Below are 17,912 nucleotides of genomic sequence, written 5' to 3'. Positions count from 1 at the left end.
GATGTCCCCGCTCGTCGCCGTCCTGCTGCTGTTCGCCGGCCTGTCCGAGGCCGCCGGGCGTCTCCTGCCCGTGGTGGCACGGCTGTCCGGTGTGTCGCCTCTGAAGGTGGTCGGGTTGATGCTCGCAGGCGCCGTCGTGGACGGCGCGGTATTCGCGCTCTGGCCGCTGTCCGCGGCGGCCCTCGCCGGCCTGGTGCTGCCCACATCTCCGTCCGACGAGGTCGCGCTGGTCTGGACACCAGGCCTGGTTGCCCCGCTGCTGCTTGCCGCGGTCCTCGCGTTTCCACTGCTCGGTCCGCTGCTGCACCTGTCGCTCGTGGTCGGAGTGGGAGCCGGCCTCACCGGCTTGCTCGCCACGGCGACCGGGGTCGGCTGGTGGGATGCCGCCGGTTGCGTAGCGGTCGCGGGAGTCGGCCTCGGCGCCTCCGTCGAGGCCGTCCGCCGCCTGGTCGTGCGGCTCAGTACGACCCGAGTGCCGGACCCGACCAGGTGATCGGGTTTGCGCTCCTGCTGCTGCTCGGCGGGCTGGGGCTGGTGCTGATCGCCGAAGCTCTGCTCGCCCGCTACGAGGTGCTGGTCTATGCCGCAGGCTGGCGGTCTCACACCATCGCACCCCCTTCGGGCCGGCCCTACGCCCGGGGGGCGGACCCGCACCGACCTCCGGCCGCCTACCTGGTCTACCTCGATGGCATCGGGAAACGCCGCTACCACGACACCCGCGACGGTGGTCAGCTGGTCAAAGCTCTGATCAAGGGCGCACCGGAGCTGAGGGTGCTGGGTCAGGTGCAGCCCTACTCGCCGCTGGCCGTTCCGCTCGCCGACCGGCCGGTGTGGGTGTGGGTACGCCGCCACATCGGGCTGCTGCTGTTCCTGCACAACGTGATGCAGATCTTCGTCGCCGCCGACCGACGGTACCGTCCCCTGTACAACCGTGCCGTCGGCTCGCAGATCGCCACCGAACTCCGGACCGCCGGCTATCGGCCGGACAGCGGTATGCCCGTGGTACTGCTCAGCTACAGCGGTGGCGCCCAGGTCAGCACCGGCGCGGTGGACGAACTGTGGTCCCAGCTGCGTGCCCCGATCAGGTTGATCACACTCGGTGGCTTCCACAGCGGTGCCAACGACATCAGCCACGCCCAGCACCTCTACCAGCTCACCAGTGCCGGTGACTGGATTGAACGAGTTGGCACCTGGATCTTCCCGCAGCGGTGGCGGCTGTTCCGCTGGAGTGGATGGAACCGGGCCGCCCGCGCAGGGAAGATCACCGTGCACGGGCTCGACCCCGCCACCCACTTCGGTTCGCGCAGCTACATCTCCCCGAAGACCCGGCTACCCGATGGCCGTAGTTACCTCGACCGCACCACCGACACCGTGATCGCACTCATCCGGGGCCACCTCAACATGCCTGCGGAAATCGACGGCCCGCTGCCGTGAGCGCTTGACCATGACGCCCTCCGGGTGAGCGGGCGGCGGTGGCAGTCCAACCGTCGGTGTGTTCGTCAGACGTCGGCGTTCAAGCCCGCACGCTGATTCGCCACTTTCTGAGGGAGTCCGGAGATCTGGAGCAGTTGACTGACGACAACGCGCAGTTGCGAGACGACGACGGCCCCGGAGGACTCGACTCCCTCGGCGGACGCCTCGTCGATGTCGTTGATCGCTCGTAAGGCCCGTTCCCGCGCACCATCCGGCTCGCGTCCGGCGAGGAAGTCACGATGCACGAGCCTGAACGCCTGGCCGAAGTGCTCGATCGCTCGTGAGAGGCCGACCGGCAGTGGCTCCCGGGCTCGTATGGCCGAGACGGCCCACTGCGACATCTCGCGGCTGCTGGCGTAGGCGAGTTCAAGGTGCTCGGCCGAGTGCGCGTAGCGGCGCACGATACCCAGCCGCCGTCTCCGCCACGGAGACAGACGCGCGACCTCACATGCTGCGGCGATCACCTCGGTGATGTTGCGCCTTTGCGCCTCCGCCACCCGCAGCCGTTGCAGCGCATCCTCGGCCTGCCTGACATCGCGTCGAGCCAACGCGTTGGCGGTAGCGGTCAATTCACGGGCTATGGCATCGACGGTCGGGCCGGCGGCCCGGTGCACGATCCGCACCGGATTGAGTGGCAGGATCAGCAGGGCTACGACGATGGCCACCAGGACACCTACCAGCGCATTCGCCGTCCGCGGCACGCCCAGATCTGGCCGGTCTGGAGACACCGTTCCCAGCAGGACGGCGGTACTTCCTGCCTGCACCATGACGGCGCCGGTGCCGCGGAACACGGCCGCCGTCGAGATGGCCAGCGCCACGACCACGCCGGTCTGTATCGGTCCTGCCCCGATGATCCCTATGATCCCATTTCCGACGAGTGCGCCCAGTATTACCCCGGCGAGAAGCTCCACCGTTCGCCTGGCTCGATGACCCATGGCCGCTGCGATCGTGCCGACCGCGGCGGCGGGTGCGAACAGTGGCTGCGGATTGTGCAGCACGTCGCTCGCAATGAACCAGGCCGTACCGGCGGCCAGACCTGCCTGCACCGCGAGGATGAGGTATGTGCGAAGACGCTCGTAGGCATCCCGGCTTTCCCGCAGCGCGGTCTCGGCCGGCCGGGCCCCCCGACGTCTGCTGCGCACCGCCCACCTCCCACCATCGACGGGCTCTCTGACGATCGTCGTACGCCGCTGAGCGTCGGGTGCGAGAGATGCCCAATCTGATGCGGTGTCGGTGGCGCTGAGACTGGACGCTGAAGGGCCGGACCCTTTCGGGTCCGGCCCTTCGGCTGTGTGTTGGTGTTGGGGGTCAGCTGGTGGCGTAGCCGCGGGTGGCGATCCAGTCGGCGAGGTGCTCGACGGTGGTTTCGTAGGAGGCGGTGTCCGGGTTGGCGGAGTCGGCGATCGTGACCACGTTCCCGTTGTCGCGGTAGCCGACGACGCTGATGTAGTGCCCGCCCTCGAAGGAGTGGGTGTTGCCGTCGGTGTCGGTGGTGGTGCCGGCGATGTTGGCGACTACGGCGCGGCCGTCGTCGACGGTGCGGACGATGTCGGCGCGCAGGGTGTCGGTCTGCTTGGCGTCGGCTGCCGGGGTGCTGATTTCGACCGACCGGTAGGCGTCGTTCTTACCGGTTTCCTTGTTCAGGACGGGGGTGATGTCGTTGATGGAGTTGGTGCCGGCCTCGGTGGTGCCCATTTCCTTGGCCATGGCGTCGACGCTGATGTCCTTGCCCTGGACGGAGAGGGCGTTGCGGGTGGCGGCGGGGCCGCAGTAGTAGAAGTTCGGCTGGGCTTCGTAGCGCACGCCGAGTTGACGCTCGCCGTGGCCCTTGCGGTCGGTCTGGGTCTGCGACGCCGGCTTGCTGGTGTTCGGGGCGGCGTACGCGGTGGTGACGGGTCCGGCGATGGCGCCGCCGGTGAAGGCGAGGCCGGCGGCGGTCAGGGCGGTCTTACGGATCAGATCGGTACGCATGATGGCGTGCTCCTCTGCATCGGGGGAAACCGCACGGGCACTCAATACGCGGGGGTGTGGCCGTGCGGGGACGTTCGCGGGGGGCCCGGCGACCCGCTGGGGTCGGCGTCGGGACAGGGTGTAACGGCTCGCGGTGGCGGATCATTCCGCCGGCCCTGTGGTGGTGCCTGGGCCTGGCGGGGTCGGCCCACCCGGGGTGGCCGGTGGTGCTCGGCCGTGCGAGGGGGTGTAACCGGGGCGGCCCGGCGGGTGTTCCCGGCGGCTGCTCCACCGGCCGGCCGGGGGCGCGGTGATCTGCCAGGTATAACGACCCGGCCCGGCCCCCGATTCCACCCGCGCGGTGGCCCCGACCACCCGACACCCCCACCCAAACCGGACACCCCGCCCACCGGCCAAACCGACACGACGGCCAACGCGGCGTGATCGACTCGGGTTCCTGAAAACCGCGGTGTCCCGGAGCCAGGGATGCCCCGACTTCATGAAACCCGAGTGGATCACGCCCATCTGCGCCGTTCGCGCCGACCGGGGCCGGGCCGACGAGCGGCCAGGGCGAATCGGCCCGGATCGGCCCCAACCCGGGTCCCGCCCTCGGGTTATGCCGCCGGGCTGTCGGCCCGGCGCTTGGCCGCGCGGCCATCCGGACCAGCGCGGCCATCCAGACCAGCGCGGCCATCCAGACCAGCGCGGCCATCCAGACCAGCGCGGCCATCCGGGCCAGCGCGGCCATCCGGGCCAGCGCGGCCATCCAGACCAGCGCGGCCATCCAGACCAGCGCGGCCATCCAGACCAGCGCGGCCATCCGGACCAGCGCGGCCATCCGGACCAGCGCGGCCATCCGGGGTGGCCCCAACCAGCCCACATCGGCTCCCAAACCGGACAACCGCCCGCCTGCTGAGCCCCCACACGGCGGACGAACCACGTGATCGACTCGGGTTTCATGAAACTGCGGTGTCCCGGTGCCGGGGACACCGCGACATCATGAAACCCGAGTGGATCAAGCCGGTCTGGGCCATTCGGGCGCCGTGGCCGGTCGGCCCATGGTGCTCAGGTGCTCGGTTTCGCCTCCGCGCCGTCGACGGCCTTCGTGTCCTTGTCGAGGGCGGCCAGGATCGCCTCGGCGGTGCGCCGACCGACCCCCGGCACCTCCGTGATCTCTTCGACAGTTGCGGCCGAGAGTCGCTTGAGCGAGCCGAAGTGCCGCAACAGCGCCTTGCGCCGGACCTCCCCCAGGCCGGGCACGTGGTCGAGTGCCGACTCGGTCATCCGCTTCGAGCGGCGTTGCCGGTGGAAGGTGATGGCGAACCGGTGGGCCTCGTCACGCACCCGTTGCAGCAGGTAGAGCCCTTCCGAGGTGCGCGGAAGGATGACCGGGAACTCGTCGTCCGGCAGCCACACCTCCTCCAGCCGCTTGGCCAGCCCGCACAGTGCCACGTCGTCGATGCCCAGGTCGGCCAGTGCCTGCGCGGCGGCTGCGACCTGTGGGGCACCGCCGTCGACGACCACCAGCTGCGGCGGGTACGCGAATTTGCGCGGCCGCCCGGTGGTCGGATCGATCAGGACGCCGACCTGCGGCTCGACCGCGTCTCGTGGGGCGGCCGGGTCGTCGGCCGACTCCACGCCCACCTCGCCCGTCTCGGCCCTGGCGTCCAGGTAGCGGGCGAAGCGGCGGCGCAGCACCTCGGACATCGCGGAGAGGTCGTCGGTGGCGCCCCGGACGATGAACCGCCGGTATTCGCTCTTGCGGGGCAACCCGTCCTCGAAGACCACCATGCTGGCGACCACGTCGGTGCCCTGGATCTGCGAGATGTCGAAACACTCGATGCGCAGCGGCGACGTGCTCATGCTCAGCGCCTCGCTGATCTCGTCCAGTGCCTTGCCCCGGGTGGTCAGGTCACCGGAGCGCTTCAGCTTGTGCCGGGCCAGCGCGTCCTTGGCGTTGCGCTCCACCGTCTCCATCAGGGAGCGCTTGTCGCCACGCTGCGGCACCCGTAGTGACACCCGACTGCCCCGGTGGCTGGAGAGCCAGTCGGCGAGCGCGTCGGCGTCCGCTGGCAGCTCGGGCACGAGCAGCTCGCGGGGCACGTCGGCTTCGCCGTGCTCGCCGCCGTACACCTGGGTGCAGAAGTGGTGCACCAGGTCCCCGGTGGTCAGGTCCTCGGTCTTCTCCACCACCCAGCCGCGCTGGCCGCGGACCCGGCCGTCGCGGACGTGGAAGACCTGCACGGCCGCCTCGAGCGGGTCGTCGGCGAACGCGACCACGTCCGCGTCGGTGCCGTCGCCCAGCACCACTGTCTGCTTCTCCATGGCCCGGCGCAGCGCGGCCACGTCGTCGCGCAGCCGGGCGGCCCGCTCGAACTCGAGCTGCTCGCTCGCCTCGGTCATCTCGCGTTCGATCTTGCGGACCATGGTGTCGGTGCGCCCGGCCATGAAGTCGCAGAACCCGTCGACGATGGCCCGGTGTTCGTCGGCGGAGACGGTGCCGACGCACGGGGCCGAGCACTTGCCGATGTAGCCGAGCAGGCAGGGACGACCGACCTGACCGGCCCGCTTGAAGACGCCGGCAGAGCAGGTCCGGGCGGGGAACACCCGCAGCAGCAGGTCGAGGGTCTCCCGGATCGCCCAGGCGTGCGAATACGGACCGAAGTAACGCACGCCCTTGCGCTTGGCGCCGCGCATCACCTGCAGCCGTGGGTACTCCTCGTCGAGGGTGACGGCGAGATAGGGGTACGACTTGTCGTCGCGGTAGCGGACGTTGAACCGCGGGTCGTACTGCTTGATCCAGGTGAACTCCTGCTGGAGCGCCTCGACCTCGGTGCCGACGGTGATCCAGTCCACCGACTCGGCGGTGGTGACCATCTGACGGGTGCGCTCGTGCAGGTTCCAGACGTCGCCGAAGTAGGAGTTGAGCCGGCTGCGCAGATTGCGCGCCTTGCCGACGTAGATCACCCGGCCGGTGCCGTCGCGGAAGCGGTAGACCCCCGGTAGCTCCGGGATGGTGCCGGGTGCGGGGCGGTAGGTAGAGGGGTCAGCCACGCCAGCAAGCCTAGTCCGCGGCACCGACAGCCCACGGCAGGCGCGTGATCCACTCGGCGTCCCGGGAGGTCGGGGTGTCGGCACGCCACGGACACCCCGACTTCCCGAAAGGCGAGTCGATCAAGCGGCGCCGGCCCAGCCGTCAGACCAGCCCGGCGGCCCAGCCGTCAGACCAGCCCGACGATCAGGCCGGCCCGGGCGCCGTCAGGCCAGCGAGATCTGGTCGCCGGTGACCTTGATGTTCTTCGGCGGCAGGGGCTTCGTGGCCGGTCCGGCCTTCACCGAGCCGTCCTCGATCGAGAACTTGCTGCCGTGGCAGGTGCAGTTGATGGTGCCGCCGTCGATGTTCGACACCGGGCAGTTCTGGTGCGTACAGATCGGGCTGAAGCCCTTGAACTGGCCGGCCGTGGGCTGGGTGATGACCACTCCCTCGGCGGCGAGGATCTTGCCGCCACCGACCGGGATGTCGGCGGTCGTGGCCAGCGACTGGGCGTTCTGCCGGTCGCCGCCGCCGGCGTCGCCGGTGCTGGGCACCGCGGGGCCCGCACTGGTGGGTGCGTCACTGCCGCTGCCGCCGTCGTCGCTGCCGCAGGCAGCCAGGACGACGGCCGCGCCGACCGCCCCGACGCCGGTGAGCAGGTTACGGCGTGTCTGGGTACCCGAACCGGTCAGCGCCTGATCGTCACTCATGCCTCGCCTCTCTCTAGCCCGCTGCGCCGGTCGGAAGCCGGCCACACTTCTCCACACGCGCAACTGTGCCGGATGGTTCATGGCGGCATCCGGCCGACCCGGCAAATGGGGCGGGGCGGGTCGTCATCCGACCCGCCCCGCCCGACGAACACGTACAGAGATCAGCGCGCGCCGGCCGGCACCTTACGGCTGGCCCGCGTCTTGGTCGCGCCGTTGGCCTTGGCGGCCCGGGTGGTGGCGGCAGCCGCACCCTTGGCCGCACCGTCGAGCTTGAGCACCTGGCGCAGGAACTGGCCGGTGTGGCTCTCCGCCACCTCGGCGACCTCCTCGGGGGTGCCGGTGGCGAGCACGGTGCCGCCCCGGTGGCCGCCCTCGGGACCCATGTCGATCAGCCAGTCGGCGGTCTTGATCACGTCGAGGTTGTGCTCGATGGTGATCACCGTGTTGCCCTTGTCGACCAGCCCTTCCAGCACCATCAGCAGCTTGCGGATGTCCTCGAAGTGCAGACCGGTGGTCGGCTCGTCGAGCACGTAGACCGTCCGCCCGGTGGAGCGCTTCTGCAGCTCGGAGGCGAGCTTGACCCGCTGCGCCTCACCACCGGAGAGGGTCGGCGCGGGCTGGCCGAGGCGGACGTAGCCCAGGCCGACGTCGACGAGCGTCTTCAGGTGCCGGTGGATGGCCGGGATGGCGGAGAAGAACTCGGCGGCCTCCTCGATCGGCATCTCCAGCACGTCCGAGACGGTCTTGCCCTTGTAGTGCACCTCCAGGGTCTCCCGGTTGTACCGGGCGCCCTTGCAGACCTCGCAGGGGACGTACACGTCGGGGAGGAAGTTCATCTCGATCTTGATGGTGCCGTCACCCGAGCACGCCTCGCAGCGCCCGCCCTTGACGTTGAAGGAGAACCGCCCCGGGCCGTACCCGCGTACCTTGGCCTCGGTGGTCTCGGCGAAGAGCTTGCGGACGTGGTCCCAGACCCCGGTGTAGGTGGCCGGGTTGGAGCGCGGCGTACGGCCGATGGGCGACTGGTCCACGCCGACGACCTTGTCGACGTGCTCCAGGCCGGAGACCCGGGTGTGCCGGCCGGGCACCAGCCGGGCGCCGTTGATCTGGTTGGCGAGAACCGCGTACAGGATGTCGTTGACCAGCGTCGACTTGCCCGAGCCGCTGACCCCGGTGACGGCGATCAGCTGACCCAGTGGGAACGAGACGGTCAGGTTACGCAGGTTGTGCTCCCGTGCGCCGTGCACCACCAGCTCACGGGCCGGATCCTGCGGGCGGCGGCCCGTCGGCGTCGGGATCGACCGACGACCGGACAGGTACGCCCCGGTGATCGACTCTTTGTTCTTCAGCAGCGCGGGCACCGAGCCGCTGTGCACGATCTTGCCGCCGTGCTCACCGGCGCCGGGCCCGATGTCGACGATCCAGTCGGCGACGCGGATGGTGTCCTCGTCGTGCTCGACCACGATCAGCGTGTTGCCCAGCCCGCGCAACCGGATCAGGGTCTCGATCAGCCGGTGGTTGTCGCGCTGGTGCAGCCCGATCGACGGCTCGTCGAGCACGTAGAGCACGCCCACCAGGCCGGAGCCGATCTGGGTGGCCAGCCGGATGCGCTGTGCCTCACCGCCGGAGAGCGTGCCGGCCGGGCGGTCCAGGGAGAGGTAGTCCAGGCCGACGTCCAGCAGGAACCGCAGCCGGGCGTTGATCTCCTTGAGGACCCGCTCGGCGATCATCTTCTGCCGGTCGGTCAGCTCGATGCCGGCGAGCAGGTCGGCGCACTCCCCCACGGACAGGTTGCAGACCTCGGCGATGCTCTTGCCGGCCAGCGTGACAGCGAGCACCTCGGGCTTGAGTCGGGCACCGCCGCACGCCGCGCACGGCACGTCGCGCATGTAGCCCTCGTACTTGTCGCGGGACCACTCGGACTCGGTGTCGGAGTGCCGGCGCTCGATCCACTGCACCACGCCCTCGAAGCCGGTGTAGTAGGAGCGCTCACGGCCGTACTTGTTGCGGTACCGCACGTGCACCTGGTCGTCGGAGCCGTGCAGGATCGTCTTCTGCGCCCGCGCCGGCAACGCCCGCCACGGGGTGTCGATGTCGAAGTGCTGAGCCTCGCCGAGCGCCTCCAGCAGGCGCAGGAAGTATTCCAGGTTGTGCCCGGTGGACCAGGGCTGGATGGCGCCCTCGCGGAGGCTGCGCTCCGGGTCGGGGACCAGCAGCTCCGGGTCGACCTCCTTCTTGGTGCCCAGGCCGGTGCACTCCGGGCAGGCGCCGTACGGCGCGTTGAAGGAGAAGACCCGGGGCTCGAGATCCTCGATGGCCAGCGGGTGGTCGTTGGGGCAGGCCAGGTGCTCGGAGTAGCGGCGCTCGCGGTCCGGGTCGTCTTCCGGCAGGTCGACGAAGTCGAGCAGGACCAGGCCACTGGACAGCCCCAGCGCGGCCTCGACCGAATCGGTCAGCCGCTGCTTGGCGCTCGGCTTGACGGTGAGCCGGTCGATCACCACCTCGATGGTGTGCTTCTCCTGCTTCTTGAGCTTCGGCGGCTCGGTCAGCGGGTGCACCACGCCGTCGACCCGGGCCCGGGCGTAGCCCTTGGCCTGCAGCTCGGCGAAGAGGTCGACGTATTCACCCTTGCGGCCACGGATCACCGGGGCGAGCACCATGAACTTGGTGCCCTCGGCCATGGCGAGGACCCGGTCGACGATCTGCTGCGGGCTCTGCCGGGAGATGCGCTCGCCGCAGACCGGGCAGTGCGGCTCACCGATGCGGGCGTAGAGCAGGCGGAGGTAGTCGTAGACCTCGGTGATGGTGCCAACCGTCGAACGCGGGTTACGCGAGGTGGACTTCTGGTCGATCGAGACGGCCGGGCTCAGGCCCTCGATGAAGTCGACGTCCGGCTTGTCCATCTGGCCGAGGAACTGCCGGGCGTACGAGGAGAGCGACTCGACGTAGCGGCGCTGCCCCTCGGCGAAGATCGTATCGAAGGCCAGGCTCGACTTGCCCGACCCGGACAGCCCGGTGAACACGATGAGTGCGTCCCGGGGCAGGTCGAGACTGACGTCACGCAGGTTGTGCTCGCGCGCGCCACGGATGATCAGTCGGTCGGCCACAGTGCGTGTACTCCCGGGAGAAGATGAAGCGAAGGATGTGTCCCGCTCTGGGTGCTCTTGAGCGGTCGTGCGGGCGCGGAAAACACGCCTCGGCAACTTTAGCCCCGAGGTACGACAGTTTCCCTCGCCCGCACATTCCCCCAGCTCAGCCCGGTCGGCCGCCCGCCGACGGACCCCGGTCAGTAGCCCCCGGGCAGCGGCGGGCGACTGGCTCGGCGTCGGGCCGAACGCCACCCGCCACGCCGCTCCGCCGCCACCCGCGCCTCCCGCCGTCGACTCTCGTGGGCCACCTCACCCTGCAGCCGCCGCCAACTCTCCCACCGACGGGTGGAGAGCTCACCGGTGTGCAGCGCCTCCCGGACCGCGCAGGCCGGCTCGCCGTCGTGGCCGCAGTCGGCGTACCGGCAGCCCTCGGCCAGCCCGGCGATGTCGGCGAACGCCCGGTCGAGCCCGGCCGCGCCATCCAGCAGACCGACCGCCCGCACGCCGGGCGTGTCGATCACCGCACCCCCGCCGGGGACGGGCACGAGAGCCCGCCAGGTGGTGGTGTGCCGGCCCTTGCCGTCCACCCGCCGGATCGCCTGGGTGGGCATCATCACCGCCCCGACGAGGGCGTTGACCAGGCTCGACTTGCCGGCACCGGACGGGCCGAGCAGGCCGAGCGTGCGACCGGGGGCCACCTCGGCGCGCAGCGGGTCCAGCCCGAGGCCACGTTCGGCGCTGACCGGCAGCACCGGCACCCCGGGGGCGACAGCGGCCAGCTGGCGGGCCAGCGCGCCCGGGTCGGCCGCGAGGTCCGCCTTGGTCAGTACGACCAGGGGCCGGGCGCCGGACTCGTGGGCCAGGGAGAGCAGCCGCTCGATCCGACCCACGTCCGGCTCGGGGTGCACCGGCTCCACCACGGCGGCGGCGTCGAGGTTGGCGGCCAGCACCTGACCGCTGGCGTCCTTGCCGGCGGTACGCCGGATCAGCGCGCCCCGCCGGGGCAGTACCGCCTCCACGGTGACCCGGCGGTCCGGCCAGTGGGTGAGCAGCACCCAGTCCCCGGCGCAGGGCAGCGCGGACGGGTCCCGCGCGGCGACGGTCAGCACCGCCCCGCCCAGGCTGGCCCGGACCGGGCCGACGGTGGTGAGCACCGTGCAGACCCCACGGTCCACCCGGGCCACCCGGCCCGGCTGGGACGCCGAGGGCGGTCAGATCGATCGTCATAGCATCCTCATCGGTGTCGAAGCTGGTGATGGCGGAACACGCGTGCCACGTCCGGCATGATCAACCACCTCCGTCCGATGTCCCGGTGCCGCGTCTGCCGCTGACGGTAGGTCGTGCGCCGACGCGCCGAAAGCGATTTCCCCGGCGACGCCGCGACGGCGGACCGCTAGGGTCGACGGGTGACCACGGATCCGCTGCTGCTGATGGGCGAGGTGGACGCGGCCACCAGCCGACTACTCCGTACCGCCGCGTCCTTCGACGCCGCGGACCTGGCTGCCGCGTCGCTGCTGCCGGGCTGGACGCGCGGCCACGTGCTGGCGCACGTGGCGCGCAACGCCGACGGCTTCGTCAACCTGCTCACCGCGGCCCGCACCGGGCAGGCCCTGCCGATGTACGCCTCGTTGGAGGCCCGCACGGCGGACATCGAAGCCGGTTCGGGCCGACCACCGGCCGCGCACCTGGACGACCTGCGCCGCACCGCGGACCTGTTCGCCGAGGCGGTCGCGGCGATGCCCGCCGAGGCGTGGGCGGCGACGGTGCAGGCGCGTAAGGGCCCGTGGCCGGCCGCGCTGCTGGTCTGGGGTCGGCTCCGGGAGATCGAGGTGCACCACCTCGACCTGGCCGCCGACTACCGGGCCACGGACTGGTCGGAGGCGTTCGCCCACCGACTGCTGCGCGAGGCGGCCAGCCATCACGGCACCGGTCCGACGCCCCCGTCGATGGTGCTCCGCCTCGACGGCAGCGAGCACGAGGTGGTGATCGGGGAGCGGGTCGGCGCCCCGGTCGTCGCCGGTCCGGCCCCCGACCTCGCCGCCTGGCTGATCGGCCGTGCCGACGGCGCCCCGCTCTCCGTCACCCCCGACGGTCCCCTGCCTACTCCACCGGAATGGATATAGAAACGTCATGACATACAACGGAGACGTCACGAACGGCGGCGCACCCGCGGTTCGGGAGTTGGCCGGGCTGACCATCAGCAAGCTGTCGGTGGGCCCGATGGACAACAACGCCTACCTGCTGCGCTGCACGGCCACCGGTGACCAGGTGCTGATCGACGCCGCCAACGAGGCGCCCCGGCTGCTCGACCTGATCGGCGACGGTGGGCTCGCCGCCGTGGTGACGACCCATCAGCACATGGATCACTGGGTGGCACTGGAGGAGGTCGTCGCCAAGACCGGCGCCCGGGCGCTGGTGCACGGCGACGACGCGGCGGGCCTGCCGATCGAGGCGGAGCGGCTGGCCGACGGCGACACCGTGGCGGTCGGCAACTGCGCGCTAGAGGTCATCCACATCGAGGGGCACACCCCGGGTTCGATCGCGCTGCTCTACCGCGACCCGGCCGGCACCCCGCACCTGTTCACCGGCGACAGTCTCTTCCCCGGTGGCGTCGGCAACACCGACAAGGACCCGGAACGGTTCGCGGCGCTGATCGGCGACGTCGAGCGGAAGCTGTTCGACAAGCTGCCGGACGACACCTGGTTCTACCCGGGCCACGGCAAGGACAGCACGTTGGGCGCCGAACGCCCCGCCCTCCCCCAGTGGAAAGCCCGAGGCTGGTAACCCCACCCTCAAAAGGGATCACCAACCGCCGACCGAGAACCAACAAGATCAACACCCCACCGTCGTAGGCGGCACCCCCGCCCCCACCCACCGCAACCCGGCCCCGAGCCCCACTCCCCCCAGAGAAGCAAGCGCTCAGCCAACGACGGAGAACAACCGCCGCCGCGCCCCCAGCAACGCGACGGAGGCCAGCACCAGCCCGACCCCCATGGTGAGCAGCAGCGGACTGGGGCTGCCCGGCAGCAGCCCGACCACCGACCGCGCCACGGTGCCCAGGGCCAGGTAGAGACCGGCCCAGGCGGCCGCGCCGAGCGTCGCGCAGCCGAGAAATCGACGGTACGACATCCGCAGCCCGCCGGCGGCCAGTGGCAGCAGCGCGTTGAAGACGGGCAGGAACGGCGCGACGACCATCATCCGACCGCCGCCGCGGCGCAGGATGCCTTCCGCCGCGGCCCAGCGGGGCTCGCCGATCCAGCCGCCGACGCGGCTGCGGCGCAGCCGGTCGGAGTAGCGACGGCCGATCAGGAAGCTCAGCGACCAGCCGGCCAGGCAGCCGACCAGCACCGCGGCGAAGGTGGCCAGCCCGGTGCTCGGGCGGCCGACCCCGACGGCGGCGAGGATCGCGACGTCGCCAGGGATGAGGACACCCAGCAGGGGTACGGCGTCGAAGAGCATGACGAGCCCGAGCGCGCCCATCAGCAGCAGAACCGGTAGTTCTCCGATCTGGGCCACCCATTGCGTCATGCGTCGACGCTATGGCCGCCGCGCCACTTCGGACATCGGGTCGTAGCCCCCAGTGACCCCTGGTATCCGACTCGGGGTCGTCCCTGAGTCGGTGGTTCCGCCTCAGGCGGGGCGCAGCACCTGCACGTGACGCAGCGACGAGTCGACGGAGGGTTCGGTGGTGGGCACCGGGTAGTCGGCCAGCACGGCCAGACGGTCCGCCGGTAGGTGTCCGCGGCCGGGGTCGCCGACCAGCACGTCGGCGCCGGCGGCGGCGGTCCGTTGCAGGAAGGGCAGCATCCGGTCGGCCATCGCGCGGTCGTAGAAGACGTCCCCGGCGACCACCAGGTCGGCCTTCGGCTCGGTGCTGTCGAGCAGGTCGTCCCCGGTGGCGTCGACAGCGACGTGGTTGGCCCGCGCATTGAGGGTGACGGCGGCGACGGCGTACGGGTCGATGTCGTTGGCGATGACCTCCGCGGCGCCGGCCAGCGCGGCGGCGATGGCCACCAGCCCGGACCCGGCGGCGAGGTCGAGCACCCGGCGACCGGCGACCAGATCGGGGTGGTCCAGGAGGTGGCGGGCCAGGGCCTGCCCGCCGGCCCAGGCGGACGCCCAGTACGGCGCCGGCAGCGCGTGCCCGGCGGTGGCCTCCATCCGGGCCCACCAGACGATCGCGTCCTCGGCCAGGTGCAGCCGCACCTCGGGGACGAACGGGGTGGGCATCAACCGGAGTCTGTCCAGACCGGAACCGGGCGTGCCGACCTCGCGTTCCAGCTCGGTCAGCGCGTCGGCTTCGGCACCCCTCATCGGCGCAAGCATGCCCCAGCGGCGGTTGGTCGGGGCGACTTTCGCGGTCCGCCGCGCAGAGTTCACCCGAGTTCGCTCGAAGACCTACGGCACTTCGGCCAGCGGATCGGGGTTTTGCCCGTTACTGTCGAACAGGTACGGGCGATCATCGGCCAGAGGCCGAGGGTCAGCCGCTTTGAACAGGGAGAGATGCATGGCAACCGGCACGGTTAAGTGGTTCAACTCGGAAAAGGGCTTCGGCTTCATCGAGCAGGACGGTGGAGGGCCGGACGTGTTCGTCCACTACTCCGCCATCGCGACGAGCGGCTACCGGGAGCTCAACGAGGGCCAGAAGGTCGAGTTCGAGGTGACCCAGGGGCAGAAGGGTCCGCAGGCGGACAACGTCCGCCCGATGTAGCTCCGTGCCGGTGACGGCGGCCGGTCTCCGGCCGCCGTCGCAGCGCACTCAAGACGACGCCGGGGCGGCGGGCAGGTCCCGCCGCCTCCGGATCGGTCCCACCAACAGAATCAACGGGGTGAGCGCCAACCAGGCGGTCATTCCGACAATTGCCGTCTGGACGCCGTAACGTGCGCCGATCGCACCGGCCAGCACGGCCGCCAGCGGGATCGTGCCGTAGTTGAGCAGGTGCATGCTCACCGTCACCCGGCCCAGCAGGTGGTGCGGCGTGTAGGTCTGCCGGAAGGCGCCCTTGACCACGTTGCCGATGGCCACCCCGAGGCCGATCAGCAGGCCGCCGAGCGCCGGCCAGGCCAGTCCGATGCCGGGTGCGGCGAGCGGGATGAGCAGCGCGGGTGGGCCGGTGAGCGCCGCCGCGACCAGCAGCGCCCGCGCGGTGCCGCAGCGGCGGGCCACCGTGGTGGCGAACAGCGCGCCGATGATCCCACCGGCGCTCATCACCCCGACGAGCCCGCCCACCAGGCCGGGCTCGAGTCGCAGTTCGCGGACCAGGAAGACCACCAGGACAGCCTGGTAGCCGGTCAGCCCGATGTTGCTGGCCGCGCCGAAGACGGTGAGCACCCGCAGGTACGGGTCGCGGATGACGAAGCGCAGCCCCTCGGTGATGTCGCGGCGCAGCGAGCGGGATCGCTGCGCGCGGCGGACCCGGGGTTCACGGGTGCGGATGCGGAGCAGGAACACCGCGGACAGCAGGAACGTGAGCGCGTCCAGCACCAGCGCCGCGACGGCACCGATGAGTTGGGCGATCAGGCCGGCGAGGCCGGGGCCGACGACGTAGCTCACGGTCTGGGTCGCCTGGAGCTTGGCGTTGCCCTCCGGCAGTTGCTCGGGTCGGAGCAGCACCGGCAGGTAGACCTGGTCGGCGGTTTCGAAGAAGACCCGCGCGGCGCCCGCGCCGAGGGCGACCACCAGCAGTTGCCCGACGGTGAGCCGGTCCAGCAGGGCGGCCAGCGGCACGCTGAGGAAGGCCGCCGCGCAGAGCAGGTCGCAGACCACCATGACCGGTCGGCGGGGCAGCCGGTCGACCCACGCGCCGGCCGGCAGGCCGATCAGCAGCCAGGGCAGCCAGGCCGCGGCGGTGAGCACCGCCACCTGGAAGGTGCCGGCGTCGAGGACGGCGACCGCGACCAGGGGCAACGCGACAGTGGTGACGTTGCTGCCGACGCTGCTGACCGCCTGCCCGGCCCAGAGCAGCCGGAAGTCGCGGTGCCGCAGCAGCCCTCCGGTCGGCCGCACGTCGGTGCGGTCGCCGCGGGTGGCGGTGGTCACGGTCGGGCCGGTACGCCGTGGACGAACACGAAGACCGGCCGCCGGTCGGCGTCGTCGTCGGGTAGGTCCCGGTCGGCCCAGCGGGCGAGGACGCCGATCATCTCGCGGCTCAGCTCGGCCAGTTCCTCGGGAGTGAGGCGCAGCCAGTGGTCGGTGGAGAACGGCGCGTCGTTCCAGCTGGCCTGGGTGGTCTCGTCGGCGGCGTGCCAGGCCCGGGCCAGGGCGACGTGCCGGTCCAGGTTGAGGGAGGTGGCGGCGTCGGCGACCGCGCGGGAGGCCGGGTCGGTGTCGAAGTCGGTGTTGGACCAGCGCAGCCCTCGGGTGACCAGGCGCCACCATCGTTCGCGCCGGTCGCGGGCCAACTCGGGCGCCTCGGTGACCAGGTCCGCGGCGGCGAGGACCTTGAGGTGGTGGCTGACGTTGGCGGGGGCCTGGTCGGTGCGCTCGGCGAGCAGGCCGACGGTGGAGGGCCCGTGGACCTTGAGCACGTCCATCAACCGGCGGCGCAGCGGGTGGGACATGGCGGCCAGCACCCGGGAGTCGGTGACCTGGCGTACGTCGGAGCGTTCCATGACGCCATCGTCACATCCGCAACATCTGTTGCGCAATGACTATTGCTCAATGTTCGTTGCTGAATTCTGCCGGAGGTGCGGCCCGGCGTCCCGGGCCACCCCTCGCTCAGGCGACCAGCCGGCGGGCCAGCTCGTCGGCGACCTGCTTGGCCATGTTCGGCGGGATGGCCGCGGCGATCTTCTCCGGCGTCAGCGAGGCCAGCACGCCCGCCACGATCGCCGGCTCGTCGGTGAAGTCCCGGTTCGACAGCGCGGTCAGCGCCGTCTGCAACGCGCTGAGCTGGGCACCGATCGACCGCAGCGTGGGGTGCGCCGAGGTGAAGTTCGGAACCGTGGCATCCTCACCCATCGCCATCCGGGTGTAGATCTGCCCGACCGGGTTGCGGCCATCCAGCACAGTGAGGTTCTTGTGGACGGTGGCCAGCCAGTTGTGTTCTTCGGGGGTCATGTCGTCCTCCAGGAGTCCGATGGAGCTGAGGTAGCGGCGGAACAGGGGCCGCTGGTCGCGGCCCGCCTTGATGGCGTCGCGGAAGAAGCTGAAGTGGGTGTGCCAGCGGTGCGAGCTGTCGCCGCTGGTGCGCTTGCCGAGGCGGTCCCACCGCTTCACCGTGCTGCCATCCGGGCTGTAGATGATCTCCCGGATGTCCCGGGTGTCGGCGGCGTTCGCGGCGCACTGCGCGACGCACCAGACCGAGAAGCTGGCCAGGGTGTTCGTGCGACCGCCGGAGCGGACGTCGAACTGGCCGACGTCCAGCGCCGCCGCGTCGAGGGTCAGCCCGGCCCGGTCACGGGGTGACTCGACCACCGAGTAGTCGTTGACGACCACCCGGTCCGATCCGCAGTGGTAGCCGCCCCGGTGGGCCGAGTCGCCGACGATGCCGACCTCACCCGGATCCAGATCGTCTGGGCCGGGGGCGTTGTCGAGGTGAGTGAGGAGCAGGCTTCGGACGGCCAGAAGGTTAGCCGGGGCCCGAGTCATGAGGTCCCCCTTTCGAGAGGCGAGGACCGGGCACGACGTCACACCGCGTACGCGGTGCTGGGCTT

At 71.1% G+C, this 17,912-nt stretch carries 16 protein-coding genes; 5 read left to right on the top strand and 11 right to left on the bottom strand.

The genetic code is table 11. The features are described from left to right. Position 1: 1 nt before the first annotated feature. Together QCZ28_RS19690 and QCZ28_RS19685 are read left to right on the top strand one after the other, a co-directional pair. Positions 2-493, top strand: a complete 492-nt coding sequence (locus QCZ28_RS19690; RefSeq protein WP_279518032.1) for a hypothetical protein — start codon at positions 2-4, stop codon at positions 491-493. Further along, the gene (locus QCZ28_RS19685) at positions 490-1,434 is read left to right on the top strand and encodes a hypothetical protein (RefSeq protein ID WP_279518031.1); all 945 of its coding nucleotides are present in this window, start codon (positions 490-492) and stop codon (positions 1,432-1,434) included. The genes QCZ28_RS19690 and QCZ28_RS19685 overlap by 4 nt, the downstream gene beginning before the upstream one ends. A 65-nt stretch (positions 1,435-1,499) precedes the next feature. Here QCZ28_RS19685 and QCZ28_RS19680 read toward each other — a convergent pair whose 3' ends face one another. From QCZ28_RS19680 to rsgA, 6 genes are all read right to left on the bottom strand, one after another. Further along, the gene (locus QCZ28_RS19680; protein ID WP_279518030.1) at positions 1,500-2,615 is read right to left on the bottom strand and encodes an FUSC family protein; all 1,116 of its coding nucleotides are present in this window, start codon (positions 2,613-2,615) and stop codon (positions 1,500-1,502) included. Between the two features lie 166 nt (positions 2,616-2,781). Next, positions 2,782-3,444 (bottom strand): C39 family peptidase, encoded by a 663-nt coding sequence (locus QCZ28_RS19675; protein WP_279518029.1) that lies wholly within the window; start codon positions 3,442-3,444, stop codon positions 2,782-2,784. A gap of 1,044 nt (positions 3,445-4,488) precedes the next feature. After that, positions 4,489-6,477, bottom strand: a complete 1,989-nt coding sequence (gene uvrC, locus QCZ28_RS19670; protein WP_279518028.1) for an excinuclease ABC subunit UvrC — start codon at positions 6,475-6,477, stop codon at positions 4,489-4,491. A 204-nt stretch (positions 6,478-6,681) separates the two neighbouring features. Beyond that, a complete protein-coding gene (locus tag QCZ28_RS19665; protein ID WP_279518027.1) occupies positions 6,682-7,167 on the bottom strand; it encodes a Rieske (2Fe-2S) protein in 486 nt (161 codons plus the stop codon). A 161-nt stretch (positions 7,168-7,328) separates the two neighbouring features. After that, positions 7,329-10,274 (bottom strand): excinuclease ABC subunit UvrA, encoded by a 2,946-nt coding sequence (gene uvrA, locus QCZ28_RS19660; RefSeq protein ID WP_279518026.1) that lies wholly within the window; start codon positions 10,272-10,274, stop codon positions 7,329-7,331. Positions 10,275-10,453: 179 nt separating this feature from the next. Beyond that, entirely contained in the window at positions 10,454-11,440 is a 987-nt protein-coding gene (gene rsgA, locus QCZ28_RS19655; protein WP_279518025.1) for a ribosome small subunit-dependent GTPase A, read from the bottom strand. A gap of 222 nt (positions 11,441-11,662) precedes the next feature. Here rsgA and QCZ28_RS19650 point away from each other — a divergent pair, with 222 nt between their 5' ends. Both QCZ28_RS19650 and QCZ28_RS19645 read left to right on the top strand, forming a co-directional pair. Further along, positions 11,663-12,379 (top strand): maleylpyruvate isomerase family mycothiol-dependent enzyme, encoded by a 717-nt coding sequence (locus QCZ28_RS19650; RefSeq protein ID WP_279518024.1) that lies wholly within the window; start codon positions 11,663-11,665, stop codon positions 12,377-12,379. A gap of 7 nt (positions 12,380-12,386) precedes the next feature. Then, entirely contained in the window at positions 12,387-13,040 is a 654-nt protein-coding gene (locus tag QCZ28_RS19645) for an MBL fold metallo-hydrolase (RefSeq protein WP_279518023.1), read from the top strand. Between the two features lie 135 nt (positions 13,041-13,175). On the opposite strand, the gene QCZ28_RS19640 is transcribed toward QCZ28_RS19645, so the two are convergent. Together QCZ28_RS19640 and QCZ28_RS19635 are read right to left on the bottom strand one after the other, a co-directional pair. Beyond that, entirely contained in the window at positions 13,176-13,784 is a 609-nt protein-coding gene (locus tag QCZ28_RS19640; RefSeq protein WP_279518022.1) for a VTT domain-containing protein, read from the bottom strand. A 102-nt stretch (positions 13,785-13,886) separates the two neighbouring features. Beyond that, a complete protein-coding gene (locus QCZ28_RS19635) occupies positions 13,887-14,582 on the bottom strand; it encodes a 50S ribosomal protein L11 methyltransferase (RefSeq protein WP_279518083.1) in 696 nt (231 codons plus the stop codon). Positions 14,583-14,763: 181 nt separating this feature from the next. Between QCZ28_RS19635 and QCZ28_RS19630 the strand changes: the two genes are divergently transcribed. Beyond that, the gene (locus QCZ28_RS19630) at positions 14,764-14,967 is read left to right on the top strand and encodes a cold-shock protein (protein WP_007072071.1); all 204 of its coding nucleotides are present in this window, start codon (positions 14,764-14,766) and stop codon (positions 14,965-14,967) included. Positions 14,968-15,015: 48 nt separating this feature from the next. On the opposite strand, the gene QCZ28_RS19625 is transcribed toward QCZ28_RS19630, so the two are convergent. The 3 genes from QCZ28_RS19625 to QCZ28_RS19615 all read right to left on the bottom strand — a co-directional run bounded on the left by QCZ28_RS19625 (position 15,016) and on the right by QCZ28_RS19615 (position 17,847). Continuing rightward, on the bottom strand, positions 15,016-16,296 hold the full coding sequence (locus QCZ28_RS19625; protein WP_279518021.1) for an MFS transporter: 1,281 nt from the start codon (positions 16,294-16,296) through the stop codon (positions 15,016-15,018). After that, positions 16,293-16,868: a metalloregulator ArsR/SmtB family transcription factor gene (locus QCZ28_RS19620; protein WP_279518020.1), complete on the bottom strand. Its 576-nt coding sequence runs from the start codon at positions 16,866-16,868 to the stop codon at positions 16,293-16,295. Before QCZ28_RS19620 ends, QCZ28_RS19625 begins: the two co-directional genes overlap by 4 nt. A gap of 106 nt (positions 16,869-16,974) precedes the next feature. Next, positions 16,975-17,847: a hypothetical protein gene (locus QCZ28_RS19615; RefSeq protein ID WP_279518019.1), complete on the bottom strand. Its 873-nt coding sequence runs from the start codon at positions 17,845-17,847 to the stop codon at positions 16,975-16,977. Positions 17,848-17,912: the final 65 nt, after the last annotated feature.

The organism is Micromonospora sp. DH14 (assembly GCF_029809455.1).
Classification (GTDB): Bacteria; Actinomycetota; Actinomycetes; order Mycobacteriales; family Micromonosporaceae; genus Micromonospora; species Micromonospora parva.
The sequence above is the reverse complement of the archived record's forward strand: the minus strand, read 5'-3'. Positions and strand labels throughout refer to the sequence as shown.